Here is a 23,402-nt window from a genome sequence, read left to right as displayed (position 1 = left end):
CACCATCCTGCCCACCAACCCGTGCCCCGGCTGCTAGCGTGTGCGCATGAGCGCATTCACCGGCCTGGTCGCCTACCCCGTCACCCCGTTCGACGACTCCGGAGCGGTCGACCACGCCGAACTGCGCAGGCATCTGGCCTCCCTGGCCGTCTCGGGAGTCGACGCGATCGCGGTGTTGGGGTCCTCGGGCAGCTTCGCCTACCTGGATGGCGCCGAACGCGCCGCAGTCATCGCCACCGCCGTCGATGCGGTCCGGACCGCCAACCCTGCCCTTCCCGTCCACGCAGGTGTCAGCGCCGTGTCCACCACCGAGCTGATGGGCCACGTGGAAGCCGCCGTGTCGGCAGGGGTTGACGGGCTGCTGCTCTCCACGGTCTCCTACGTTCCCCTGGACGACGACGAGGTCGCGACCCAATGCCGTCTGGTCGCCGGCGCCTCCGAGACCCCGATCTGCCTCTACTCCAATCCGGGGACCACCAACTTCGACTTCTCCCTGGACCTCATCGCCGAACTCGCCGCCGAGCCGACCATCACGGCTGTCAAGGAATCGGCGCCCGACATCGCGACCTTCATCGAACGGCACGAGGCCCTGGCACCGCGCGTCCCCGAGGGCTTCAGCCACGGGATGAGCGGGGACGCGCTGATCGCCGAGGCGGGGTTCGCGGCCGACGCCTGGCACTCGGGGCCCGCCTCCGTGCTGCCGGCCCACTATGTGGCCCTGAGGTCCGCCCTGGTCGCCGGTGAGGGCGCCGAAGTGGCCCGGTTGCGCGATGAGCTTGCCCCCTTGATGCACGAATTCACGGGACTGCGCAAGCTCAGCAACCTCTACGCCCTGGCCCGGGCGGCGGGCATCGATTCCGGTGAACCGCGTCGGCCGCTGCTGCCCATCCCGGGCAGCAGCCGACGCGATCTCGCCCGCCTGCTCGGGGAGCTGCCCGAACCGTTGTAGGCACCGTTCGGGCCGCCTTGTCGAGGCCCGTCGGTGTGATCCGGATCCCGGGATCGCGTCCACGCCGCCGTGGGGTTCGAAGTCCGTGGCGACTCGTGCTAGACAAGGGGGCATGGAAACGCGCAATTTGGCGGGCACCATGGTGCGTCCGCTCGGCTTGGGGTGCATGAACCTCAGCCATGGGTATTCAAACTTCCCCAGCTACGCGGACGGCGCTGAGCTGCTGCGGCACGCCCTGGACGCCGGCGTCGATCACTTCGATACGGCGACCCTGTACGGCAAGGGCTGCAACGAGGAACTCCTCGGTGCCGCCCTGGGCAAACGCCGGGATGAGTTCTTCCTGGCCAGCAAATGCGGGTTGGAGATCATGGCCCCGGGTGAACGCGGGCGCATCGACGGTCGCCCGGAGACCCTCAGGGCCCAGGCGGAGGCCTCCCTGAACCGGCTGGGCACCGACTACATCGACCTCTACTACCTGCATCGGCTCGATCCCGAGGTCCCCGTGGAAGAGAGCGTCGGGGCCCTGGGAGATCTCGTGGCCGAGGGCGCGATCGGCGCGATCGGCCTCTCGGAGGTGTCGGCAGCCACCCTGCGCCGGGCCGCCGCCGAGCACCCGATCGCCGCAGTGCAGAACGAGTATTCGCTGGCCACCCGGAATTCGGAGCTCGGCCTGCTCGAAGCCTGCCGTGAACTGGGAACTGCCTTCGTGGCGTTCAGCCCGCTGTGCCGCGCCTTCCTCACCGGCACGTTGCGCGACCCCCAGGCACTGCCCGAGAAGGACATGCGCCACTCGATGCCGCGCTTTTCCGCCGAGAACTATCCGGCCAACCTGGAGCTGCTGGCCCAGGTCGAGGCCATCGCCTCTCGGCTCGGGGTCACCTGTGCGCAGCTGTCGCTGGCTTGGGTGCTGGCCCAGGGCGAACATGTCCATGCCATCCCGGGGACCACGAACCAGGCGCATGTGGACGAGAACCTCGGTGCCGGGGAGGTCGTGCTCGACGAGGCCACGCTCGCGGAGCTCGGTGGGATCATCAACTCCGCCACCATGCACGGCGCCCGCTACAACGCCGCCCAGCAGCGCACCATCGACACCGAGGAATTCGCGCCGCTGGGCTGACTACTTCCCGTATTTCTTGCGGGCCGGGTCGATGACCTTCTTGACGTTGAAGAACTTCCCGAGCACATGGTGCTTGCCCTTCAGCGCGGCTGCCATGCTCAGGCCGTCCACGTTGATGCGGGCCTGACGCAGGTAATCGTCCGTGAGCTGCATCCAGGCCGGGGTGGAGGCATCGATGCCGAAGTAGAAATCGAAACCGTCCTTCTTCATCAGCTGGTACTTGGCCCCCGAATACGGGGCGATGCCTGACAAGTCGGCACCGAACGGGTAGATCAGCAGGTCGGTGTCCCCGATGAGGGGACGCACTTCGTCGTCCCATTTCCTGGAGTCCCGTTTGATCCGGTCCAACGATGAGTCGGTCATGTTCGCGTGGCCCCAGGTGTGGGAGGCGAAGACCCATCCCTCGTCCTTGAGCGCCGAAGCGACCTTCTTGGCTTGCTTCTTCTGGTCAGGAAGGTCGATCTTCTTGTCGTCCCCGTATTCGATGTCGCTGGTGCGGTAGCCCAGGACCCCGTTGTAGCCGGTCAGGGCGATGATGCCCTTGGATCCCCGGTAGGAGAAGTCCGGGTGCTCCGCGACGAAGTCGTCCACGATGGTGGGCATGTCGTAGGCGCCGTGGACCGTCTTGCCGTCTGCCTTCTTGTAGGTGTTGGTGACGTGGCCGTTCTTGTCCAGGGCGAGGTTGGTGGCGAACCCGTCACCCTTCATGTATTCGTAGTAGCTGACATCGTCCTCGGAGAGGACCAGCGGCTTTTTGCCCTTCGGAAGCTTGATCGGGCGGTACTCCATGTCGCCTTGCTTGTTCTTGCGGGCGATGTCGTGAGGGTTCACCAACACGTAGCCCTTGCTGTAGAGCGAGTCCAGGATGGCCTTGAACTCCTTGACGGTCACCATGTAATCCGCGTAGCCCTGCGCGCTCGGTCCCGGATCGAAGGCCCGTTTCGGGTCCACGATGAGGGAGTGGAAGAACAGATGTGAGATCTGCGAGTTGTCCTTCCACGTGACCGCCTTCTTCTGCGCGGCGCGGATCGTCTCTGAGAGTTCGGAGACATCGTCGCCTTCCAAACCCTTCAGCTCCCGGGAGGCGCGCGCATAGTCGTATTGGGCGGCGGCGGTCTTCGCAGCGGCCAGGCCGGCGTCGTGGCGTTCCTGCTGCGTGGGGCCCTGTTCCTGGGATTGGACCGATCCGGAGGGGCCCTGCCCGGCCCACGATCCGCCCCCGGGGGCACCCTGCTGGTCTCCGGATTCGGTCGGCGATGAGCATCCGCCCAAGGCCAGGGCCAGGGCCAGTCCCGCTGCGACCAGCGGCGCTCGTGTGCATCGGGTCTTCTGCTGGGAGGTCATGTTCGGCACCCCTTTGATGCGTAGATGGCAGTTGCTGACCTCAGCGCTCGAGGACAGGTTGTCCGTCCTCTTCCACGCTAGTCTCCGGACTGCGCGTGATCAGCACGACACGCTTGGGCACCTCGGATGGCCCGGGTGCCCGCCGCTGCAGCAGGGCCCTTCCGCGCCAGCGGCCTCATCTTCCGCCCGGGTGGATGCCGTCGGCCCGTCCAACGGCGGGTTCCCGGGCTTGCACCGGGGTCCGGGGCACGGGTGGGTGTGTGGCCAAACGCTCCAGTTGTTCCAGCAGTGGCGAGGAGAATTGGCCGAACTCCCGCTGGAGGCCCCCACGCAGGACCGTGATGGCCCGCCGTGCGGCGCCGACGGATCCGAGACGGCAATGGGCGCGCACCAGCACCTCCAATGACCACTCGTCCAGCGGATCCAGGTCCAGTGAACGGCTGGCCCACTCGACGGCACCGTGCAGGTCGCCGGTGTCCAGCAGTCGTTGGGCCCGGCCCGTATGGCCGCGCAGCCGCTGGGTACGCAATCTGTCTTGCGCCGCCAGGACCCACTCCTCGTACCACCCGGGCAGGAGTTCGGGGTCATCGAGAATGCCCGGCCGGCTCTCGGGCATCGTGTCCTCGGAGAGCGCGGCCCGGGCCAGATCCAGGTCCACCTCCACCTCGGTGGACAGGGCAACGCTGGCCCCGTGCCGGGACAAGAGCCCCGGCAGATCCCGGCAAACGTGGTGGATGGCGACGCGGACGCTGTCCAAGGCGCGGTCTTCACTGCCCTCGGGCCAGAGGCGGCCACCAATGACCGGGCGGGGCAGGGGGCCGGCCACCGCGAGGAGCGCGATCAGCCGCTGCGATCTCAAGGGGACGGGGCACGGCAGCCCTCCGGCGGTCAGGTGCCATCCGCCGAGTACCTGCAACCGGTACTGACCCGTGGGTCGGCGTTCTGCAGGGGGCAGCATGGTCCGTATCCCCGATCCGCTGGTGGCAGCCGCATATCATCCGCATCTGCCGCTCATGTTCCTCGCCCGGCACGGGTGCGTCAATGCGTGCCCGGGATGCCTCCCGGGTGGTGACGGCGGGGGCGCGGTCAACGTTGGGCGCCTGCCCATCGGCGTGCGTGCAGTGCCAGCATCCGGTCCCGGAATCCGGCGGAGCCGGGGTCCCCGCCACCGGTGGGGCGTTCCCTGCGCAACTGGTCGAGCCTGGCCTGTTGGCGGTCGATGTCCAGGACCGGCTTGATGGAGGCAAAGACCAGCCGTCCGCCGTCGTCAAAGCGCAGCAGGGCGCCGCCCCGGAAGGCCACAGGTGATTCGGTGGCCACTCCCAACGCCCGGGCCTCTGGCGCATCGGCGACGAACTCCTGGACCAGTGACGCCCCCGTTTCGGTGACCGCGAATCCGCTGGGGCTGATGCGGGTGCTGGTGCGCACGCCGTCGATGGCCAGGCCCCGTGAGGGGTCCAGCGCCAGGGCGGACGTCAGGGCCGAGTTGTTCCAGACGAAGCGCACCATCTCCTCGGGGCCGGCGTCGAGCATTCCGTTGCCGAACGCGTATTCCAGCCGTGCCAGGTCGGCGGTGCCCATCCACGTGGCGTCGTCTCCCGCCGGGACGCCCACTTCCGCGAAGCAGGCGGCCAGCGTGCGGCGGTAGCCGCGCGGGTCATCCGGGACGACGGTCTGGTCGCCGGCCAGGATGCCGCGCAGCAGGTCCTCGGGTCCCGCGTCCACCGGAATCATGTAGGCCAGGCCCCGGACGAGCATCCCGCGCAGGTGCAGCCCCACTTCGGCACCGGCACTGGCCACCAGGTAGGCATTTGAATGCCCGCCGGGAACATCCAGCCGGTCGTTCCACAGGCGCAGGACGGTCTCCATGACCGCATGGACGATGCCGGCGGCCCGCGCATGGGGTTCGAGGGAGGTCCTCCAGCCGGCCGGTGGCGCTGCTGCCAGCGGCGAGCGCAGCCCGCGCCCCCGCCCGAAGAGGTCGTCGGCCAACCCGAAGAGCCCGGAGCGCAGGAGGGCGGCGTCCAGCCGTCCGGCCGCATCGGCTGCCGGTCCGTCGTCCCGCCGCATCGCCACCTCGATCAGACGTTGGACGACCTCCTCGGAGGAAAAGACCGACAACAAGGCCATCAGGTCAGCCAGTGCCTCGTGGAGGGAAAACTGGTCGAGCATCGCCCAGCGATCCGACCACCGCGGCCGGTACCCGGCCAGCACCGCGTGGGTGACCTCGTGCACCAGCAGGTCACGGTACAGGGCCAAGGGGATGCCCTCCTGCCGGCCCAGCGCGATGCGGCAGTCGGCGTTTCGATACCCGGTTTCCGCCGCCGGAATATCGGCATCGGCATCAACCACCAACCGCCTGCCCCCTGACCAGCTGATCCGGCGCCCGAGGGTGCGTTCAAAGGTCGAGAGAGTGTCGCTGACGACGCCGTACACATGCTGGGCCAGGAACCCGGGGTCCGAAACAAACGGTGCAGCAGATCCCCCAGCCGCCCAGTCCCCCAGGCGCCACCCGGTTCCACCGGTCAGGTCCAGTGCCAGCCGATCGCCGTCCTGGCCCCGGACCACCACCTCGAGCCGTGCGCCGACAGGGCCGGGGAGGAGGCGCTCGGTGGGGATCCTGACCTGCGTCGTCAACGGAAGGCCGTCATCGCCCCGGGTCGTTGGCCCCTCGGCGATGATCGTGACCGCCTGGTGCTCACCACCGGTATGGTCGGGGCGCTCGTTCCCGTCCATGCGGGCACCTCTCCCTTCCCGGCCGCCGGCCGGCTCAGTACGGTGCACCCCAGGCGGATCCCAGCGCCGAGGACGAGCCTTCGAGTTGGGCCTCCTGGTTGAAACGTCCGGCCTGCAGGTCCGATCTCACCGCCGCCAGCAGGTCCGACCTGCTGCGGTGGGCCCCGGAGGTGAGGCCATCGATGAGATATCGGCTGAAGGCCCCGTTGTAGCGCCCATTGATGTGGGCATCCGCAGCCGTCTGGTCGGACCGGCAGGCGGCAAAGAGGACGGGGCCGCGCCCGGCGGACGAGGTCTTGAAGAGATCGCCGGCGGTCCGTGATCGGGCGGCAGTGGCCACCTCGAGCCCGGCCGCCGTCGGTGGCGGCACAAAGCGCGGGGTCCTCCCCGGCAGCAGGTCCATGGCGCGCAGCCCCGAACCGCTATGGCAGGTGTCCAGGACGACGTCGACGCGTGCCCCCGGAGGCAGGTCGTCGAACAGGTGCTGCAAGTCGTCGTCGACCATGAGCGTCGAGGGGTCCCATTGGTCCCCGTTCCGGTTCATGTCGTAGGTGACGAAGGCCTCGTCCATCTGGTCCTCTTCGTCCTGGTTGTCATCGGGCACCTGGGTGCCGTGGCTGGAGAACGTGAAGACCAGCTGCTCCAGCTCCCCCGACCGCAACCGTGCCGTCGCATCCTGCAGACGCCCCATGACCTCGGACCGGGTGGCTTCGGCATTGACGAGCACCGTGATGTCGCTGTCCGCGAAACGGAAGCCGGAGGCCAGCAGGGCGGCGAATTCCTCTGCGTCGTTGACGCAGCCGTTGAGCCAATTGGACTGCGGCAGGTGAGCGAATTCGTTCAGCCCCACACACAGGGCCAGCCGGCCGGCACTGCTTGCTCCGGCACCCGGAGCGCCGGTCGGTTCGGGGTGCGCGGGCGGTGCCGGGGCCACGGGCGACGGATCCGCGGGCAGGGCTGCCGCGGACGAGGGGTCCGGTGGAAGTGGTCTCGATGGCCCGTACTCGATGATGGTGGACCGGCCCAGGACGCGCCGCATCACCGAGCCCAGGGTCGACGGGTCGTCGTCAAAGGCGCCATGGGACGTCGCCCCGCTCGATGCGGTGGGCGGTGCCCCGCTGGTCGGCGACCAGATGGCCGCCCCGTCGTGACCGGCCACCAAGGCGGACAGCTTCGGGTCGGCCTGGACGGATTCCTGCAGGCCCAGCAACGGGGTGTTTGGTTCGTCCTCGAACCCGGCCCGCACCAGGCACAGCAGCGACCGCCGGTAGATGCCCACGACGTTGTCGTCTTCTTCCGTCTGGCGGGTCATGCCGAACAGTGTGAAGGACTCGATCTCCCGGCCCGCACCGATGCGCGGGAGCAGGCGGTCGCTGAAGTCGGCGGTCGTCACCGCTGGCGCGAGCAGGTCCAGGGACGCCACGTGTTGGCCGCCGGCGTCCAGGTAGGCCGGAAGGAACCGGGAATGGAAAATGGACCCGGCGGAATGCCCGACGGCGTGTATCCGGACGGCTCCCGGGTGCTCGCGGGTGAACCGCGCCAGGCGGGCCGCGACGTAGGCCGCACCGCCGTCGGAAGCCACGGCGTGGGCCGCACCGATCTTCATCTGCCCCCAGACCTTTTCCCCCAGCGGCCGGCTGGCCACCTCGATGATCCGGTTGGCTCCATCCTCCAACCAGCCGCGCGGTACCGACAGGTCACGGGGGCCGCCACCGAGCAGGGAGCGCAGCGCGTCCCAGAGCCCTGTCTCCCAGATGAAGAACAGCGGATAGACCCCGTTGTCCAACCACCAGGGGCAGAGCCGGGCGGCGCCGGCGAGTCCTGCGGCTTCGGAAACCAGTCCGCCGTGCGCATAGATGACCAGCGGCACGTCGTGGCCGCCTTGGGCCTGCACGAACGCGGGCAGATATGCGTCGAAGATCCGGTCCACGTCCTGGGGCCCGGTCGTCAACTGGCCGCCGGTGGAGAACCGGCCATCGGAGAGGTTGACCAGATGGGGGCGCAGGGCCTGCAGTGCATCGGCGGTGGGCGGCAGGTCCCGGTCAGTGCCGGTGGCCCCCTCCGGGGCGGCCAGGGACAAGAGCGTCATCGAAGTTCCTTCCCCCGACGTGCCGTTCGGCACAACCCGTGATCGGCCCATCTTGCCCTTCCCCGAATTACCCGGGCATTACCGCGGCATGACCCGTAGCCCGGCCCCCGGCGCGCCGTCGTCGGATCCGGAGGTGCCCTAGAATTGAAGGCCTGGACCACCGCGTGCGATCCCCGCCAGTGGCCCGCCACTTCGTCCCACCCCGACCGAGAGCAGCCAGTGCACCCCTCCGAAACCGCAGCCGCGACGTGGGCCGACCAGCAGGAATTCAGGTCCTCCCCCGCCTGGAAGCTCCTTTCGGCAGCACCGTGGACGGTTGCGTTCCTGCGCTCGGAGTTCACCCAGGCACGGCCCCGCGTCACCCTGGAGGCCTTCCATGCCTCCCTGCATTCGTTTCTGCGGCACCTCAAGGCGGTCGGGACCCCGCTCAATGACGCCTGGCAGGCCCAGCACTATGCCGACGCCTGGGTCAGGGCCGGCTACCTGGCCCGGCCGCTCATCGACGGGTCCTTCGTCTACGAGCCCACCGCCCACACCGCCCGGGTGTTGACCTTCCTCGAGGGCTTTTCCGGTTCGGGCACCAACCTGAACTCCTCGCGGTTGAACACCTTGCTGACCAGCATCGAGTCGCTGGCCCACGAAACCGATCCGGATCCCCAGGCACGCATCCGCCAGCTCGAGGCGGAGATCGCCGAACGCCGCGAGCGCATCGAGGCCCTGGAATCCGGCACCAGCCCCGCCGTCCTGCCCACCGAAGGTGCGGTGGCAGCTGCCCGCAGCGTGTTGGACCTGGCGGCCAACCTGCCGGCCGACTTCAAGCGGATGCGCGATGGCGTGCGCCAGATGCTCCACCAGGTCCGCCGGGAGATCATGGAGGCCTCCGTTGCCAAGGGAGTCGCCGTGGGCCGTGTGCTCGAAGGCGACCGCCAGCTGCGCAGCACCGCCGAGGGCGAGACCTTTCGGGGTTTCACCGAGTTCCTCAACGACCCGGCACGCCAGCGCCGCTTCCGCCATGCCGTCAACGAGGTCCTCGAACGCGATTTCGTGGACGGGCTCAGCGCCCAGGAACGCCATACGCTGGCCAACCTGCTGCGCGAACTGCGCCGCCAGGCAGGCGAGGTGCACTCCAGCTACGGCAAGCTCTCCGAATCGCTGCACGCCTACGTCCAGTCCGACGAATTCCGCGATTCGATCCTGCTGCGCAAGGCGGTGCGCACCGCCGAACTGGCCGTTGCAGGATCCAGCGCACTGGCGGCCCGGACCGCCGTCGCACCGGTCAGGCTCTATGCCCCGGCGTTCTCCACCCTGGCCGGGCTGGGCATCTTCAACCCCCAGGAACATCTGGCCCCGCCCAAGCTGGCGGCCCCGCCGGACGTCTCCAGCGCCGACATCCGCCGCACCCCTGCCACCCCGAAAGCGGACACGGCCCGGCTCGACGCAGCAGTCTCCGCGGCCCGCCTCACGGCCGGCGGCCGCGCCACCCTCGGCACGGTGTTCGCCGAGCTCGAGCCGGAGCACCTACACGTGAACTCGATCCGCTACCTGGTCGAAACCGCCAGGACGTCGGGACAGGACGTGGACACCACCGCCTTCGAGTCGTTGGAATTCACCCAAGTCGACGGCTCGACCCGCACCGCCTACCTGCCCGTGATCACCTTCGCGAAGGACCCCGCATGAGCCACATCGAAGAAGACACCGACCCCACCCACGTTGACCTCTCCGAGAAGAACGGAACCGGGTTCGACGACGGTGCCTCCGGTGCGCCCGCGGGGCGCCGGGCCGAGGAGCAGCTCTTCGAGGGAGATACCGGCCGGTTCCCGCTGCCGCTGCGCCAGGCCCTGATCCGGTTGCTGCGCGGGCCCTATCTGGACGGCACCGCCGACGCCCGGCTCTGGCAGCTCGTCCTGGACCGCCGGGCGGAGATCTCCGCCTTCGGCGCCGAACTGTTCCTGAGGCTGCAGCTGGACACCGAACGCAAGATCGCCCTGCTCGTCCCGGTCCCCACCGAGACGGTCCACACCACGGCGATCGTCCCCCGCAAGCCCCTGCGTCGTGAGGAGACGCTGCTGGCCCTGCGCCTGCGCCTGCTGCTCGAGCGCCATGCCGGGACCGGAACCGACCCGGTCATCTCCCGGGCCGGCGCCCGCGAGATCCTCGAGGAGCACCGGCACCCCGGCGCCGTGGACGACAAGCGGCTCGAGGAGCTCACCGATTCCTCACTGGCCCGCCTGGCCAGCCTCAAGCTCATCCTGCCCACCGAACTGGAGGACGAGTACCGGGTGTCCGGGGCGCTGGCGTTGGCGCTGCCCTTCGATTCGATCGACCAGATCCCCGCCTACCTGGAGTCCCTGGACCGTTCGGCGGACGGGGCGCCCGAACCGGCGTTCGACCTGGAACCGGCCGCCGGGGCAGGAGATGAGGACGACGACGGCGAAGCCGCCGAACCCGCCGCCGAGCCCTCCACCACCACCACCGAAGGAGCCGCCCGGTGAGCATCTCGCAGACACTTCCCTTCGGTGAGGCGATCAACCCGGGCCAGCAGCGGCTGTGCTCGATCCAGGTCATCAACTGGGGCACCTTCCATGGCCGCCACCAGCTCTACGTGGACCGCAACGGCACCCTGCTCACCGGCCACCCCGGCGTGGGCAAGTCGACCCTGTTCGACGGGATCGGGCACATCTTCCATGCGGCGCCCCGGTTGAACGAGTCGGCCCATGAGGCCTCCACGCGCAAGGACCGCAGGACCACCTACTCCTACATGCGCGGGCGCCGGTTCAAGACCGAATCCGGGACCCTGTACCAGCGGCCAGGGGCCACCTGGAGCGCCATCGCCCTGACCTTCGAGGACGGGCTGGGCACCCAGACCTGCATCGGCGCCCTCTTCGACCTGCCCGCCCAGGGACTCGAGGGCCAGGTCGGCAAGCACTATGTCATCGGCGACGGCCCGCTGGACACCGCAGCCCTGGAGGAGCACGGCTCCCGGCGCTTCTCCCCCACTTCGCTGGTGAAGGCGCTGCCCGGGTTCGAGGCGTTCGATGTGCACCGCACCTTTGCCGAGCGCTTCCGCCGCCGGCTGGGCATCGACAACGACAAGGCGTTCTCGCTGCTGCGCACCCTGCAGAACGGCAAGGGCCTGGATCGTGGCGTCAACCAGTTCTTCCGCTACGAGGTCCTCGAGGTCCCCTCCACCCTGAAGGCTGCAGCCGGGGCCGTGGAGGACTTCTCGCACCTGCGCGGGATCCACCGCCAGCTCGAGGAGGCCCGCGCCCAACGCGATGCCCTCGAGCTCGTCCCCGAACAGCACAAACGCCACCGGGAACTCACCGAGCAGCTGCGCCGGACCACCGATCTGGCCAGGACCCAGCTGCCGTTGCTACGCGAACACCTCGCCGCCGACCTGCTCGGCAGCCAGTCCCGGCGGATCAGCGCAGAGCTGACCGGCAACCACGCGGCCATCGACGCAGCAGCCGAGGCCAAGACCGCCTTGGAGGAACGCGTCCGCTCCCTGACGGAGCAGCATGACTCCCATGGCGGCCAGGCCGTCCAGGCCCTGGAGCGCGAACTCGAGGCGGCCCGCGGACGACTCGCCGAGCGGGAGGCCATCGCCTCGAAGCTGAAGGCCCAGATGCAAGAGGCGGGGGTGCAGCTGGCCTTCTCCGCCTCCAGCCTGCAGGCGGCCCGCCGCCAGGCGGCAGTGACCGCCGAAACCCTGCAGGGCGTGGCCAAGGACGCACGCACCCTGGAATACGAGGCGATGGCCGCCTCGATGGACGCCCGCGAAAAGGCCCAGAAGCTCCGCCAGGACATCGACTCCTACGCCCGCCGGGGATCGAACATCGACGGGCTCTCGGCAGCGGCCCGCCGACGCATCTGTTCCGAAACCGGGCTGTCCGCCGAGGACCTGCCCTTCGCCGGCGAGCTGATGGACATGGCTCCGGGTGCAGCCGCCTGGCGTCCGGCAGCCGAGAAGGCACTGCGTTCGCTGGCCACCACCCTGCTGGTGCGCGGCGCCGACCTCCAGAAGGTGACGGCGGCCGCCGACCGGCTCGAAGGGTACGGCAGGTTGCGGTGGATCGACATGTCGGCCCACACCCCCGGCGGCGGCACCGACCCCGTGGCGGCCGCCGGACCCAGGGCTCTGGTCACCCAGCTCGAATTCCGGCAGACCGACGCCGGGCAGTGGCTCCAACGCAAGATCGCCGCCGACCACGATTTCACGTGCGTCGACACCGATGCCGACCTGCACGCCGAAACGCGGGCCATCTCCCGGGCCGGGACGATCAAGTCGGGTCGCGGGGCCTTCGAACGCGACACCCGGGAGATCGCCGCCTCGGATTACCTGCTGGGTTTCACGAACGAGGAGAAGATCGCCGAGCTGGAGGCACAGGTTGCCAGCCTCCAGGCGGACCGGATCGAGGCCGAGGAGCTGGCGGCCGAACGCAGCCGGTCCAAGGATTCCCTGGCCCGCAAGCTGGACCTGCTCCGCGAGCTGTCCACCGACGACCGGCCCTTCTCGGCGCTGGATTCCTCGGTGCAGGCAGCTGCGGTCCAGGAGCTGGAATCCCGCCTGGCCGAGGCCATGGACTCCAGCACCGACCTGGCCGGGCTGCGCACCGCCTTGGGTGAGGCGCGCGCAGGGCTCGAATCCGCCGTCGGGCAGTTGGCCGTGTTGCGCAGCGAGACCCGGTCCCTGGAGCAGCGGGCGACTCAGGCGAACTCCCAACTCGATGCAGCGCAACGCTCCAGCGCGTCGGCCGCCCCCCGCCAGGAGGCGCGGGCCGAGCTCGCCCGGGAGCCCCTGCTGGCCGAGGCGATCCGCCGGCTGGAGGCGGGCGAGGTCGTCGAGCTGGGCGAGCTCGACGCCGCGGTGTCGGCGACATCATTGGCGCTGGGCGAGCGCACGGCTGAACTGAGGGAGCTGGTGTTCGCCACCGAGGCGTCGTTGACCGAGACGTTCCGCCAGTTCACCCGGGATTTCGGCGTCTCCACGTCTGCTTCCTTCGGTACCGGCATTGCCAGCGCCCCGCACTATGTTGCCCTGCACCGCGCGATCGTCGACGAGGGGTTGCCGCAACGCCAGGAGGAGTTCCGCGAGTACTTCTCCAACCGCTCCTACGAACGGTTCTCCGACCTGCTGCAACTGCTGGAGGAGGAACGCCGGGGCATTGGCGAACGCATCCTTCCCCTGAACCAGATCCTGGCCGATGTCCCCTTCGAGCATGGTTCGCGCCTGCGCCTGGAGGTCAAGACGGTCATCCCCGACGAGGCGCGGGACTTCCGCAATGCCCTCAAGGACGCCCTGGGCAACGCCTACGGTTCCCGTGGCGCCGACGAGTTGAGCGCCAACTACAAGGCACTCGAGAAGCTCGTCGATGACCTGGACGACCCAGCGCGTGCCGCGTGGCGGGACACCGTCCTGGATGTGCGCCAACACGTGCAGATCAGCTGCAACGAGCACAAGCCGGGCGGGGAGGTCGAGAACGGGCTCGAACCCGGGACGCTCTCCGGCGGCGAGGGGCAGCGCTTCACCTCCTTCATCATGGGTGCCGCGCTGGCCTACCAGCTGGGCTTCGCCCTGCAGGGGTTCACGACCTACGGGACGGTGATGATCGACGAGGCCTTCATCCAGGCGAACTCGGATTACGCGGCGGCGGGCATCAACGCGCTGCAGGAGTTCGGCTTCCAGCTGCTGTTGGCCGCCCCGGAGGACAAGATCGACCTGGCCCAGCACCTGGGCTCGGTCACCGACATCATCAAGCACCCCGGGTCCAACGTCTCGGGCTTTGTGGAGACCGGCCTCTCCCCCGCGGTCGCGACGGACTTCATCCTGCGCTGAGGCCCCGCCGGCGGGCTACGGGTGGAAGTGCTGCTCGTGGTCGGAGTGGCTCTCCGCCTCGATCTGGAACGTGGAGTGCTCAATGCTCACGTCGAAGTGGCCGGCCACGCAGGCCTGCAGGGAATCCAGCACGCTGGAGGCACGGCCGTCGTGGAACGCCTCGTCACGGACCACCACATGGGCGGTGAGCACCGGCAGGCCGGTGGCGATCTGGGAGGCGTGCAGATCGTGCACCGAGAGCACCAGTTCGTGGGAAAGCAGGTGTCCACGCACCTCCTCCAGGTCCAGGCCATGCGGTGTGGATTCGAGCAGGATCGACGTGGTCTCGCGCAACAGCCTGAACGCGCGCGGAAGGATCAGCACGCTGATGAACAGGGCGGCCAGGGCGTCGGCACGCATCCATCCTGTCGTGGCGATCACGATGGCCCCGACGATGACGGCCACGGACCCGAGGGCGTCATTGAGGACCTCCAGGAACGCAGCGCGCATGTTCAGGTTCGCCCCGCGGCCGGAACTGAGCACCGCGATGGCGATGACGTTGCCCAGCAGGCCGATGATGCCGAAGACGAGCAGCCCGCCGGCCGCCACCTCAGGAGGCGCAAAGAGGCGGCGGATCCCGTCGATCAACGCGTAGAGCCCCACGGCCAGCAGCAGGGTCGACTGGGCGGTTGCCGAGAGGACCTCGGCCCGGCGGAAACCCCAGGTGCGCCGGTCGGTGGCGGGCCGGCCCATCAGGGTGGCGGCGGTCAGGGCCATGAGCAGGCCGGCGGCATCGGTGAGCATGTGGGCTGCGTCGACCAGCAGGGCCAGGCTCCCCGTGATGACGGCGCCGATGACCTCGGCCACGAGGATCGCTGCGGTGATCCCGAACGCGATGGCCAACCGCGGCCGGTGCGCGGTGGCTCCACCGCTGTGGTCGTGGGAGTGCCCGTGGCTCATGGCGTCCCCGCTACGGTGCCGTGGGACTCGTGCCAATGGTGGGCCCCCAGGGTCACCTCCCGGCCGGTGGCCGCCAGCAGCGCTTCAGCGGCGACCAGCATGGCTTCCAGCCCGTCGGCTTCGGCCAACGAGAACAGGCTGGCCCGTCCCACGGGACGCGAATCCACGAGCCCGCAATCGCGCAGGCAGGACAGGTGGGCACTGACAGTGCTCTGCGCGAGGCCCAGATGTTCGGTCAGCTCCCTGACCTTGTGCTCTCCCGAGCGCAGATGACGCAGGATGAGCAGCCGGGTGGGATCGGCCAGCCCATGGAACAAGGCTGCGGCCGGTGCCAGGTCCGCGGTCGTTGGTTCGGCCACCTTCGCTATCATCGTCATCTAACGATGATAGTCGGTGTTGGGCCCGCGGCCAACCCTTGGCCGCCCGGCGTCAGTGCAGGTCGGATTCCGCCAGCACGGTACGGGCCGCCTTGGTTCCGGCCGCGGCACCCACGAGCAGCCCCACCAGCATCACGGCCACTGACACGCCGGTCAACAGCGACTTCGTCTGCTCCGCGTCGACGAAGAACACGACGACGGCGCAGGCCGCTCCCGCGGCGACACCGATCAGCGTGGGGACCCGTGCCGCCTGGTGCCCCACGAGCCACGTCCGCTCGGTGGCCGTGATCGTGGGCGTGCGGATGCCGGCGATCTGGTTCGGGGCAATGCGCCCGGAGGCACATCCCAGCACGACGACGGCGATGACGACGTAGGCAACCAGCAGGACGATGACGGAGATCAACATGGGTTCCACCTTATCCAGCGCGGGCGTCGATCTCCTCCCGGCGTGCCTGCACGATGGCGCGCAGCAGGTCCTCGGGTAGTGGATGCTCCGCCGAATAGTGGATGCTTCCCGCCGTCGTCTCGACGCCGGCCAGCGGGTCGCGGTGCCGGGCGATCACCTTCCCGCTGAACGGATAGACCGAGAGGAACTTCTTGGCCTTCACCGAGGCGATGAGCCCCTGGCCGCGGTACAGAAGCGCGGCCATGCCGTAGCTGGTTCCCTCCTCGGCCTCGGGAACCACGTCCCGGGCGATGGCGTAGACGCGCTCGAGCGCGAGGCGGTCCTGCCCCTGTACGGTGTCCAGATAGGTCCCGACGTCACCCATGCGGCGATCCTACGCCGGAGAGCCGCGGGGCGCATCGCCCCGGCGCCGCATCAGCACCGATCCAGCAGGCAGCCCAGCGGCCGCGGAACCCGCCCCGGGTCCAGCGCCGCGGTGAGCGAGCGCGCATAGCGTTCCTTCCGGCCGCTAATGGTGCCCAGGAAACGCAGCAGTTGCCGGTGCACCGTCCGGGCCCGCTGCGCCGGTTGGCGCTGGAAGATCCGGAAGGCCCGCAGGTCCCCCTCGACCGCCAGCACCTCCTGGACCCGGTCGACGCCGAGTGCTCGGATCAGCTCATCCTCCAGGTCCTCGCTGCACGTGAAGAACCCGAGCTCCTCCAGGGCCTCGCGGTCCAGCTCCCCCCGCCCGCAGAAACGCTCCAGCGGACGCCTGAAGAACCGTTCCTCGGCCTCGTCGCAGAGGCCCGCCAGGGCGACGTCCAACCCAGCCGGCCCCAGCAGGCCGACATACCTTCCGGCTTCGGTGGCTCCGCCCATCGGCAGCACGCAGACCCCGTCGGCCTCGAGGTCGCGTCCCCGCCGGGCCGCCAGTGTCTCCAGGGCCACCCGGTCGCTGGTCCCCTCCACCAGGACCACCTTGCGCGGCAGTACGGGGCCGTCCCGCCAGGCGGCGGTGCCCCTGCCGCCGGTGCCGTGTGCCGCCTCGGCCACCGCCGCCCGGAACCCCGTCATCACACCCATGTCGACCAGTCTCCCAGCGACCGGCCGCGGGAACTAGACTCGCTGACCATGGACGCGACGCAGCAGGACCCCGGACCGTCGATGGGCGTCACGGCACACGGGCGGTTGGATCCCGACCTGTGCCTGGCCACGTTGGCCGCCCATTCCATCCCGGGGGTCGATGAACGGGTCGGGGCCGAACACCGCCGGCCTGTCCGCCTCCACGGACGCGTCGTGCCACTGGGCCTGCGGTTCACCCCTGGCCAGGTGCTGGTCCGCTGCCTCGACGCCCCGCTCCCCGTGGCCGACGAACCGGCACTGGCGGCACTGGTGCGCCGGTGGTTCGGCCTCGACGAGGACCTGGAGCCGGTGAATGCCCACCTCGCCCGCGATCCGCTGCTGGCCCGGTTGGTGGCCCGGCGACCTGCCCTGCGCCGGATCGGCTATCCGGATCCCTTCGAGGCGGCGGCGACGACAGTGCTGGGCCAACAGGTGTCGGTGGCCGCCATGCGGACCTTCGCCGGACGGCTGGTGGCCGGTTGGGGCGGGGACGCAGGACCCGGGCTGCGGACCTTCCCCCCAGCCGACGTCGTCGCCCGCATCCCCGAGGACGAGCTCCAGGCTGCCGTGGGATTGACCCGCGCACGGACCCGGACGGTGCTGGCCGTGGCCCGGGCGTTCGTCGAGGCGGGCCCGGCGGCCGACGGGGCGTTGCCGCTGACCCGGGGGCAACTGCTGGCCCTACCGGGCATCGGCCCCTGGAGCGCCGACTACCTGGACGTCAGGGCCCGGCTGGACCCGGATGCGTTCGCCGCCGGGGACCTGGTATTGCGCCGGGCCCTGGGACGCATCAGCGCCCGGGAGGCCGAAGCCCGCGCCGAGGCGTGGCGCCCCTACCGGGCGCAGGCATTGTTCCACCTGTGGAGCCAGGAGGCCTACGCCGCATAGGCGCCGGCGTCAGCCGCGCGCTGCGGCCTGGATGCCCGGTTCGTCGGGGAAGATCTGCCCAATCGGTTCGCGCTTCTCGGCCTGGAAGGTCTCCTCGGCCCGGCCGAACGCCCAGTAGGCGGACAGCGAGAGCGCCTTGCGGTCCACTCCCTTTTCGTCGGCAAGGTAGCGGCGCAGCGCCTTGACCATCTCGCGCTCCCCGTGGGCGAAGACCTGCACCTGGCCCTCGCGCCAGGTGCCGGCCATGACGGCCGCGGCGAGCTTGGTGCTCTCCGGGGTGAACGGGCCGCCGCGGTGCAGCCAGTGCACGTTCATGCCCTTCGGCGCCCTGAACTTGATCTCGTCCTTTTCCTCGGCGACCTCGACGTAGACCTCGCCCACCGCCGAGCGGTCCATGGCCTCCAGGGACGCGGCGATGGCCGGCAGCGCCGATTCGTCACCGGCGAGCAGGTGCCAGTCGGCCTCCGGGGACGGGAGGTACATCCCTCCGGGGCCGGAGAAGCAGACCAGGTCCCCTGGCTTGGCGTGGTTGGCCCACGGCCCGGCGATGCCGTCCTCGCCGTGCACGACGAAGTCGATCTGCAGTGTCTGGTTGGCCTCGTTGACGCTGCGCACGGTGTAGGTGCGGCGCACCGGCATCCGCTCGGGCGGCAGCACGGCGCGCAGTTCCTCCAGGTCGTAGGGCGGGGTGAGGCCCAGGGCGGGATCTGCGAAGAGCAGCTTGACGTACTTGTCGGTGGCTTCCTTGTTGCGGAAGGCGGCGAAGCCCTCCCCGCCCAGGGTCAGGCGGACCATGTGCTTGCCGATCTTGCGCCGGGTCACCACCTCCAGCACCACCATCGGGCGCGGCGGCCGGGCGGCTGCGGGGACGGTCATTGTCGGATCACTCCTTCGGGTGCCGGGCACAACCCGGCAAAGGTCTTTTCCCCATCCCATCCCACGTGGACGGCCAACGCAAACCGGGTACGCCATGGGCGAAGAAGTTACCCCGCGTCTCGGATCCGCTAGGCTGGTTCCAGCTTCACGAGCTGCGGCCACGCACGGGCTCCGACCCGGCCGCACACCAACCCCATGCTTCACGGGTGGTTCGGATGACGAAGCGGTCCGGCACGCACGGTGCCGGGCAAGAGCACGCGAAAGGCATCCCATGGGCCACCCGTCCAGTACCCGCACCGAATCCGCTTGTCGTTCCGCCGCGCCCGGCCACCTGCCGCCGGCCGCCGGTGCCGACCCCGGCCTGCTCGCCGATGCCGCCGGCTGGGTCCCGGTCACCGTGCTGGTGGATCCGCCGGCCCAGGCGCTGGTGCTGGCTTGTCCTTCAGGCACCCGGTGGACCGGTTACCACCACGGAGTGGGGACCCTGGCCGCGGCGCTGCGCTGCCACCTGCCCGCCCCGGGGCACGACGCCGGCACCACTCTGCCGCTGGTGGGCTCGGCAGTGTGCCACTGGCATCCCGCCGCAGGGGTGCTGGGCCTGCCGGCCGATCCGCGGCTGCGCGCCGGACGGGCCTACCTCGAGTTGTCAGCCGCCCCGCTGGAACCGTGCCGGCTGGTGCACGATCCCGTCCTGGCAGCGGCCTTCGCCGCGGTTACCGGAACACCGGTTCGCCGATGAACTCCTCAAGCTTGGCGCGCTCGGCGGGAGGCAGGCGCAGCAACCGCTGGTTCTCCACCGAGAAGAAGGCCAGGGTCGTGGACGCGCGCACGCACACCCCGCCGTCCACGGGATCGTGGAACTCGTAGCAGACATCGAAGCTGGCGGCCTTGACCGCCGAGAGCCAGAGGTCCACCGCCGCCGGGACGTTGCGGTATTCCAACGGCGAGACGTAGCGCACCCGGTGTTCGACGACGAGGATCTGGGTGTTCGCCGGGACAGCGGAGAACAGCTCCACCATCGGATCGTTGCCGGGTTTGCCGGTTCCGCCGGGCACGCCGAACCCGGCGATGCGGGCCTCCTCCATCATGCGCACCAGGTTCACGTTGTTGATGTGGCCATAGGCATCCATGTCGCCCCAGCGCATGGGCACTTCCACCCGGAGTCGGCGCCCGCTCATGCGTCCAGTCCCCGTTCCCCGCTGCCCGGCTGCCCGTCCGGCCATTGCTGGCGCAGCCGGCGGCGCTCCTGGTGGTCCACGTGCTGCTCCTCATCGGAGACGATCCCGAGCCGTTCGAGTTCGGCCAGGATGCGGGCACCGTCGGGGGCGTAGATCCATTCGACGCCGGGCGTGGAGTTCACGGTCCGTTGCGAGCGGCCGCCGGCCAGCACGGCCTCGGAGGGGGTCAGCTGGCGGATGACGATCGCCTTGACGTTCTGCGGGTAGCGCTGGGCGAAGCCGGCGTAGATCTCGGGATCGTGCTGCCCGTCGTCGCCGACCAGCAGCCACTTCATCTGCGGGAATTCGACGGCCAGCCGGCGCAGCTGGTCGACCTTGTGCTGGGAGCCGGATCGGAACCAGCGTCCGCTGGCCGATCCGGTCTCGATCGGTCCCCAGTCGGTCAGCAGCAGCGGTCCCTCCGGATAGAGGTTGCGGGCCAGGAAGCGGCTCAGCGTCGGGGCGACGTTCCAGGCCCCGGTGGAGAGGTAGAGCACCGGCGCTCCGGGACGGCCGCGCAGCACGCGTTCCATCATCACGGCCATCCCGGGGGTGGCCACACGGGCGTGTTCGTCGAGCACAAACGAGTTCCAGGCCGCCAGCAGGGGGCGTGGAAGGGCGGTGACCACCACCGTGTCGTCGACGTCGGAGATCAGCCCGAATTCGCAGGATTCGTCCACCACGAAGACGCGTGCCGTGACCTCTGCCGAGTCGCCGGTGGACAGGGTGACCGTGTGCCATCCGGGACCCAGCGTGGTCTCGATATGGGCATCGAGCACCCCGCCGCGATCGGCGCGGACGGTGTGGCGGTCCCCGGCGATGGCGACGGTGACCTCGGCGAAGGCGATCGGTGGGGAGATGAAGTTGCGCCAGCCGCGCACGCTGTCGGCCACGACCTTCGAGCGCGGCACCCCCTTGCGGAAGGTCCGCGGCCGGGCGACAACGATCCGGGCCAGGATGCGCACCCAGCCGGCTCCTCCGGCGGCCGAGCGTCCGTAGCCGCGGAAGGGAAGCACTGTCGGGACCATGCCGCGCCCGCGCCCGTTGGCTTCGCGGAACGCGTGCCAGGAATCCTCGAGCCTGACCCCCAGGTGCTGTCGCAACGACGATGGTTTCCGTGATGACATGGCGCCAGTCTTTCACGGCACCTCAGTGTGGTGCGACAGCCCACCCCTCGACCTTTTCTACACTTTGTAGAATACTTGGGTCATGATGTACGACCACGCAGAGGACAAACCGGTACTGGTGCTCGACGACGGGCAATGCTGGACCCTGTTGGGGAACAGCCGACACGGACGCATCGCCACCGCCTTCGACGGCCAACCGGGGATCACCCCGGTCAACCACGGGGTCTCGAACGGCAAGCTGTACCTGCGCTCCGCCGCAGGATCGAAGCTGGCCGGCCTGACGGTGAACCCGCACGTCGCCTTCGAAGCCGACGGCATTCTCAGCGACGAGGCCTGGTCCGTGATCGTGCACGGCACCGCCCGGGTGCTGGAGACGGACGCGGAGATCCTGGCAGCCCGCGCCTCGGGCGTTGACCCCTGGGTCCAGACGCTGAAGGACTTCTGGGTGGAGATCACCCCGACGTCCATCAGCGGCCGCCACTTCATCCTGGGCCGCCAACCCGAGCAGCTCGACGAGCACTAGCGGGCGCTAGGGTTGGTGGGTGGACACCTCCCGGAACACCCCCCAACTGGCCGAACACCTCCGCACCATCGCCGTCGAGGCGGCCCTCGGGGTCGGGCCGATGCTCCGCAGCGCCTTCCGCTCCGGAGCCGAGGCCACCGAGAAGAAGAATGCCCACGACCTGGTCACCGAGTACGACCGGGCCAGCGAGGCGGCCCTCGCCGAACACCTCTTCTCCGCCTGCCCGGACAGCCGCATCCTCGGGGAGGAGGGCGGACACCAGGGCACCGGGAGCATCGAGTGGATCGTGGACCCGATCGACGGGACCAGCAACTTCGCCCACGGCGTGGCGTTCTTCTGCGTGTCCATTGCCGCGGCGCTGGACGGCGAGCTGCTCGCCGGCGTCGTCTACGACCCGGTGGCCGAACTGGTGTTCTCGGCCAACTCCGAGGGCGCCTGGCTCAACGGCGAGCCGTTGGCCCCGCACGGCCGCAGCGAGGAGACCCGGTCCTCGCTGATGACCGACTACCCCTGCGCCGAGGCCATCGCCATCGACGGCCCGGCAGCCGTCGAGGCCTTCGGCACCCTGGTCACCCGCTACGCCACGGTCCGCCGCACCGTCAGCGGGGCCCTGGCCCTGGCCCACGTGGCAGCCGGCTGGACCGATGTCACGTTCGGTTTCGACACCAACCCGTGGGATGTTGCCGCGGGGATCCTGCTGGTGCGCCGCTCCGGCGGCACCTATGTCCCCTACCGGTACGACGACGAGGACCGGCCCGTCCACGAGGCACCGGTCTACCTCGCGGTGGGCCCGGGCGGCGCGGCTTCGACCAGCACCCGCATCGTCGAGGAGCGGCTGGCGGCCCGCCGCGCCATCGGGCACCGCAAACAGGCCAGCAAATAGGCGAAGGCGACCGTTCAGGGCCCTACTTGGAGATGCCCTCCACCACCGGGCAGGTGACCTGGGCGGCCGGCCCCTTCGAGGAGTTGGTCGACACCACCTTGTCCTGCGCGTCGGTGACCTTGCAGGTGAGCGCCCCGGTGTTGCCCTTCGCGTTCGTCGCCGTGACCAGCCCCAGCAGCGTGCTCGCGGTGACGTCCTTCGTGAACGTTCCCCCCTTGATGTCCTCGGTCGCGACCTGGTCGATGTCCTGGGTGAGGTAGGTGACGGTGTAGCCGCCCTCACCGGTGACCGAGTACGTGTACTGCGCGGTGCTCCCGGCCCCTTCCTTGACCACGTTGGCCACGGCGACGAGCACGAAGATGTAGACGACGCAGACAATCAGCGCCACGGCCCCGGTGATGAGCCCGGTCAACGCGAATCCCTTGCGGGGGAGCTTCTTCACCAGGGCGATGATGCCCAGCACCACGGCGATCGCGCCCAGGATGAAGGAGACGAAACCGATGACTGGAATGAAGGAGAGCGCGACGGCGACGATGCCGATGATCATCGCGGCCTTCGTCATCCCGGTGGCCGCCGGCGGCTGCTGGTTCCATCCCGGCTGGCCGGGGTACGGGTAGCCGCTGGGCGGTTGGTTGGGGTGCTGCTCGCTCATGGATGTCCCTCGGTCGTTCCGGTTCGGTGGCGGTCGGGGTGGGCACCGACGGCGCCGCTTCCCCGGGTCCAGTGTAGCTATGGATCTTCCCCTGCCCCGGGCGTACATTCGAAGCATGGGTATAGCAATGAATCAACGAGGTGTCGCCCACGCCCACCATCATCACCACGGGGTGGAGTACATCGTCGCGGGCATCGGCATCGTGCTGTTGTTCGGGGCGTTCGCCGTCCTGCAGTCGATCATTTCGGGCCAGGTGTTCAACCCCCTGTACATCGGGGTGTTCTTCGGCCTGGTCGGGGTGGCGATGGGCACGACCTTCTGGGCGCGGCACTGACGCCGTCC

Annotated in this window: 23 protein-coding genes and 1 riboswitch; of the genes, 10 read left to right on the top strand and 13 right to left on the bottom strand. The window is 69.5% G+C overall.

Translation table 11 applies throughout. The annotated features are described in order from the left end of the window. Nucleotides 1-46 precede the first annotated feature (46 nt). A complete protein-coding gene (locus ACN0TP_RS00740; RefSeq protein WP_417215437.1) occupies nucleotides 47-949 on the top strand; it encodes a dihydrodipicolinate synthase family protein in 903 nt (300 codons plus the stop codon). A gap of 112 nt (nucleotides 950-1,061) precedes the next feature. Then, the gene (locus ACN0TP_RS00735) at nucleotides 1,062-2,066 is read left to right on the top strand and encodes an aldo/keto reductase (protein WP_417215435.1); all 1,005 of its coding nucleotides are present in this window, start codon (nucleotides 1,062-1,064) and stop codon (nucleotides 2,064-2,066) included. On the opposite strand, the gene ACN0TP_RS00730 is transcribed toward ACN0TP_RS00735, so the two are convergent. From ACN0TP_RS00730 to ACN0TP_RS00715, 4 genes are all read right to left on the bottom strand, one after another. Next, a complete protein-coding gene (locus ACN0TP_RS00730) occupies nucleotides 2,067-3,410 on the bottom strand; it encodes a polysaccharide deacetylase family protein (RefSeq protein WP_417215433.1) in 1,344 nt (447 codons plus the stop codon). Between the two features lie 175 nt (nucleotides 3,411-3,585). Further along, complete coding sequence (locus ACN0TP_RS00725) at nucleotides 3,586-4,368, bottom strand: AfsR/SARP family transcriptional regulator (protein WP_417215432.1); 783 nt, start codon at nucleotides 4,366-4,368, stop codon at nucleotides 3,586-3,588. A gap of 128 nt (nucleotides 4,369-4,496) precedes the next feature. After that, nucleotides 4,497-6,146, bottom strand: a complete 1,650-nt coding sequence (locus ACN0TP_RS00720) for a hypothetical protein (protein ID WP_417215430.1) — start codon at nucleotides 6,144-6,146, stop codon at nucleotides 4,497-4,499. A 34-nt stretch (nucleotides 6,147-6,180) separates the two neighbouring features. Further along, nucleotides 6,181-8,235: a caspase family protein gene (locus tag ACN0TP_RS00715; protein ID WP_417215428.1), complete on the bottom strand. Its 2,055-nt coding sequence runs from the start codon at nucleotides 8,233-8,235 to the stop codon at nucleotides 6,181-6,183. A 219-nt stretch (nucleotides 8,236-8,454) separates the two neighbouring features. Here ACN0TP_RS00715 and ACN0TP_RS00710 point away from each other — a divergent pair, with 219 nt between their 5' ends. Genes ACN0TP_RS00710 through ACN0TP_RS00700 form a run of 3 tightly spaced genes read left to right on the top strand, consistent with a single transcriptional unit; the run spans nucleotide 8,455 to nucleotide 14,071 of the window. Further along, nucleotides 8,455-9,912 (top strand): DUF3375 domain-containing protein, encoded by a 1,458-nt coding sequence (locus ACN0TP_RS00710; protein WP_417215426.1) that lies wholly within the window; start codon nucleotides 8,455-8,457, stop codon nucleotides 9,910-9,912. Continuing rightward, complete coding sequence (locus ACN0TP_RS00705; RefSeq protein WP_417215424.1) at nucleotides 9,909-10,727, top strand: DUF4194 domain-containing protein; 819 nt, start codon at nucleotides 9,909-9,911, stop codon at nucleotides 10,725-10,727. Before ACN0TP_RS00710 ends, ACN0TP_RS00705 begins: the two co-directional genes overlap by 4 nt. Further along, nucleotides 10,724-14,071 (top strand): ATP-binding protein, encoded by a 3,348-nt coding sequence (locus ACN0TP_RS00700; RefSeq protein ID WP_417215422.1) that lies wholly within the window; start codon nucleotides 10,724-10,726, stop codon nucleotides 14,069-14,071. The genes ACN0TP_RS00705 and ACN0TP_RS00700 overlap by 4 nt, the downstream gene beginning before the upstream one ends. Before the next feature lie 15 nt (nucleotides 14,072-14,086). On the opposite strand, the gene ACN0TP_RS00695 is transcribed toward ACN0TP_RS00700, so the two are convergent. Genes ACN0TP_RS00695 through ACN0TP_RS00675 form a run of 5 tightly spaced genes read right to left on the bottom strand, consistent with a single transcriptional unit; the run spans nucleotide 14,087 to nucleotide 16,855 of the window. Continuing rightward, a complete protein-coding gene (locus ACN0TP_RS00695; RefSeq protein ID WP_417215420.1) occupies nucleotides 14,087-15,010 on the bottom strand; it encodes a cation diffusion facilitator family transporter in 924 nt (307 codons plus the stop codon). Then, nucleotides 15,007-15,387 carry an ArsR/SmtB family transcription factor gene (locus ACN0TP_RS00690; protein WP_417215418.1) on the bottom strand — a complete coding sequence of 127 codons (381 nt, stop codon included), beginning with the start codon at nucleotides 15,385-15,387 and terminating at the stop codon, nucleotides 15,007-15,009. The genes ACN0TP_RS00695 and ACN0TP_RS00690 overlap by 4 nt, the downstream gene beginning before the upstream one ends. A gap of 52 nt (nucleotides 15,388-15,439) precedes the next feature. Continuing rightward, nucleotides 15,440-15,793, bottom strand: coding sequence for an SdpI family protein (locus ACN0TP_RS00685; protein ID WP_417215416.1), 354 nt, complete (start codon nucleotides 15,791-15,793; stop codon nucleotides 15,440-15,442). Nucleotides 15,794-15,803: 10 nt separating this feature from the next. Continuing rightward, on the bottom strand, nucleotides 15,804-16,157 hold the full coding sequence (locus tag ACN0TP_RS00680) for an iron chaperone (protein WP_417215414.1): 354 nt from the start codon (nucleotides 16,155-16,157) through the stop codon (nucleotides 15,804-15,806). A 50-nt stretch (nucleotides 16,158-16,207) separates the two neighbouring features. After that, nucleotides 16,208-16,855, bottom strand: coding sequence for a TOPRIM nucleotidyl transferase/hydrolase domain-containing protein (locus ACN0TP_RS00675; RefSeq protein ID WP_417215413.1), 648 nt, complete (start codon nucleotides 16,853-16,855; stop codon nucleotides 16,208-16,210). 48 nt (nucleotides 16,856-16,903) lie between these two features. Between ACN0TP_RS00675 and ACN0TP_RS00670 the strand changes: the two genes are divergently transcribed. Then, nucleotides 16,904-17,782 carry a DNA-3-methyladenine glycosylase family protein gene (locus ACN0TP_RS00670; protein WP_417215411.1) on the top strand — a complete coding sequence of 293 codons (879 nt, stop codon included), beginning with the start codon at nucleotides 16,904-16,906 and terminating at the stop codon, nucleotides 17,780-17,782. Nucleotides 17,783-17,791: 9 nt separating this feature from the next. On the opposite strand, the gene ACN0TP_RS00665 is transcribed toward ACN0TP_RS00670, so the two are convergent. After that, entirely contained in the window at nucleotides 17,792-18,658 is an 867-nt protein-coding gene (locus ACN0TP_RS00665) for a siderophore-interacting protein (RefSeq protein WP_417215409.1), read from the bottom strand. A 143-nt stretch (nucleotides 18,659-18,801) separates the two neighbouring features. Continuing rightward, nucleotides 18,802-18,918: riboswitch (SAM riboswitch) on the top strand. Nucleotides 18,919-18,929: 11 nt separating this feature from the next. Here ACN0TP_RS00665 and ACN0TP_RS00660 point away from each other — a divergent pair. Further along, nucleotides 18,930-19,397, top strand: a complete 468-nt coding sequence (locus ACN0TP_RS00660) for a hypothetical protein (protein WP_417215407.1) — start codon at nucleotides 18,930-18,932, stop codon at nucleotides 19,395-19,397. Here ACN0TP_RS00660 and ACN0TP_RS00655 read toward each other — a convergent pair. Next, a complete protein-coding gene (locus ACN0TP_RS00655) occupies nucleotides 19,372-19,836 on the bottom strand; it encodes an acyl-CoA thioesterase (RefSeq protein ID WP_417215405.1) in 465 nt (154 codons plus the stop codon). The two genes, ACN0TP_RS00660 and ACN0TP_RS00655, sit on opposite strands and share 26 nt — an antisense overlap. Beyond that, entirely contained in the window at nucleotides 19,833-21,002 is a 1,170-nt protein-coding gene (locus ACN0TP_RS00650; protein WP_417215403.1) for an App1 family protein, read from the bottom strand. The genes ACN0TP_RS00655 and ACN0TP_RS00650 overlap by 4 nt, the downstream gene beginning before the upstream one ends. An 82-nt stretch (nucleotides 21,003-21,084) precedes the next feature. On the opposite strand from ACN0TP_RS00650, the gene ACN0TP_RS00645 reads away from it, so the two are divergent. Both ACN0TP_RS00645 and ACN0TP_RS00640 read left to right on the top strand, forming a co-directional pair. Next, entirely contained in the window at nucleotides 21,085-21,525 is a 441-nt protein-coding gene (locus ACN0TP_RS00645) for a pyridoxamine 5'-phosphate oxidase family protein (protein WP_417215401.1), read from the top strand. 19 nt (nucleotides 21,526-21,544) lie between these two features. Beyond that, nucleotides 21,545-22,408 (top strand): inositol monophosphatase family protein, encoded by an 864-nt coding sequence (locus ACN0TP_RS00640; RefSeq protein WP_417215399.1) that lies wholly within the window; start codon nucleotides 21,545-21,547, stop codon nucleotides 22,406-22,408. A gap of 22 nt (nucleotides 22,409-22,430) precedes the next feature. On the opposite strand, the gene ACN0TP_RS00635 is transcribed toward ACN0TP_RS00640, so the two are convergent. Further along, the gene (locus tag ACN0TP_RS00635; RefSeq protein WP_417215398.1) at nucleotides 22,431-23,060 is read right to left on the bottom strand and encodes a hypothetical protein; all 630 of its coding nucleotides are present in this window, start codon (nucleotides 23,058-23,060) and stop codon (nucleotides 22,431-22,433) included. A 115-nt stretch (nucleotides 23,061-23,175) separates the two neighbouring features. On the opposite strand from ACN0TP_RS00635, the gene ACN0TP_RS00630 reads away from it, so the two are divergent. Then, on the top strand, nucleotides 23,176-23,394 hold the full coding sequence (locus ACN0TP_RS00630) for a hypothetical protein (RefSeq protein WP_417215396.1): 219 nt from the start codon (nucleotides 23,176-23,178) through the stop codon (nucleotides 23,392-23,394). The last annotated feature ends 8 nt before the right edge of the window (nucleotides 23,395-23,402 follow it).

The sequence above is a fragment of the Arthrobacter sp. genome (genome assembly GCF_048266065.1).
Classification (GTDB): Bacteria; Actinomycetota; Actinomycetes; order Actinomycetales; family Micrococcaceae; genus Arthrobacter_H.
The sequence above is the reverse complement of the archived record's forward strand: the minus strand, read 5'-3'. Positions and strand labels throughout refer to the sequence as shown.

What these genes read in the sequence shown, in the direction of transcription:
- ACN0TP_RS00740 (WP_417215437.1), top strand. Translation starts at nt 47, where the DNA reads ATGAGCGCATTCACCGGCCTGGTCGCCTACCCCGTCACCCCGTTCGAC.
- ACN0TP_RS00735 (WP_417215435.1), top strand. Translation starts at nt 1,062, where the DNA reads ATGGAAACGCGCAATTTGGCGGGCACCATGGTGCGTCCGCTCGGCTTG.
- ACN0TP_RS00730 (WP_417215433.1), bottom strand. Translation starts at nt 3,410, where the DNA reads ATGACCTCCCAGCAGAAGACCCGATGCACACGAGCGCCGCTGGTCGCA.
- ACN0TP_RS00725 (WP_417215432.1), bottom strand. Translation starts at nt 4,368, where the DNA reads ATGCTGCCCCCTGCAGAACGCCGACCCACGGGTCAGTACCGGTTGCAG.
- ACN0TP_RS00720 (WP_417215430.1), bottom strand. Translation starts at nt 6,146, where the DNA reads ATGGACGGGAACGAGCGCCCCGACCATACCGGTGGTGAGCACCAGGCG.
- ACN0TP_RS00715 (WP_417215428.1), bottom strand. Translation starts at nt 8,235, where the DNA reads ATGACGCTCTTGTCCCTGGCCGCCCCGGAGGGGGCCACCGGCACTGAC.
- ACN0TP_RS00705 (WP_417215424.1), top strand. Translation starts at nt 9,909, where the DNA reads ATGAGCCACATCGAAGAAGACACCGACCCCACCCACGTTGACCTCTCC.
- ACN0TP_RS00695 (WP_417215420.1), bottom strand. Translation starts at nt 15,010, where the DNA reads ATGAGCCACGGGCACTCCCACGACCACAGCGGTGGAGCCACCGCGCAC.
- ACN0TP_RS00690 (WP_417215418.1), bottom strand. Translation starts at nt 15,387, where the DNA reads ATGACGATGATAGCGAAGGTGGCCGAACCAACGACCGCGGACCTGGCA.
- ACN0TP_RS00685 (WP_417215416.1), bottom strand. Translation starts at nt 15,793, where the DNA reads ATGTTGATCTCCGTCATCGTCCTGCTGGTTGCCTACGTCGTCATCGCC.
- ACN0TP_RS00680 (WP_417215414.1), bottom strand. Translation starts at nt 16,157, where the DNA reads ATGGGTGACGTCGGGACCTATCTGGACACCGTACAGGGGCAGGACCGC.
- ACN0TP_RS00675 (WP_417215413.1), bottom strand. Translation starts at nt 16,855, where the DNA reads ATGGGTGTGATGACGGGGTTCCGGGCGGCGGTGGCCGAGGCGGCACAC.
- ACN0TP_RS00670 (WP_417215411.1), top strand. Translation starts at nt 16,904, where the DNA reads ATGGACGCGACGCAGCAGGACCCCGGACCGTCGATGGGCGTCACGGCA.
- ACN0TP_RS00665 (WP_417215409.1), bottom strand. Translation starts at nt 18,658, where the DNA reads ATGACCGTCCCCGCAGCCGCCCGGCCGCCGCGCCCGATGGTGGTGCTG.
- ACN0TP_RS00660 (WP_417215407.1), top strand. Translation starts at nt 18,930, where the DNA reads ATGGGCCACCCGTCCAGTACCCGCACCGAATCCGCTTGTCGTTCCGCC.
- ACN0TP_RS00655 (WP_417215405.1), bottom strand. Translation starts at nt 19,836, where the DNA reads ATGAGCGGGCGCCGACTCCGGGTGGAAGTGCCCATGCGCTGGGGCGAC.
- ACN0TP_RS00650 (WP_417215403.1), bottom strand. Translation starts at nt 21,002, where the DNA reads ATGTCATCACGGAAACCATCGTCGTTGCGACAGCACCTGGGGGTCAGG.
- ACN0TP_RS00645 (WP_417215401.1), top strand. Translation starts at nt 21,085, where the DNA reads ATGATGTACGACCACGCAGAGGACAAACCGGTACTGGTGCTCGACGAC.
- ACN0TP_RS00635 (WP_417215398.1), bottom strand. Translation starts at nt 23,060, where the DNA reads ATGAGCGAGCAGCACCCCAACCAACCGCCCAGCGGCTACCCGTACCCC.
- ACN0TP_RS00630 (WP_417215396.1), top strand. Translation starts at nt 23,176, where the DNA reads ATGGGTATAGCAATGAATCAACGAGGTGTCGCCCACGCCCACCATCAT.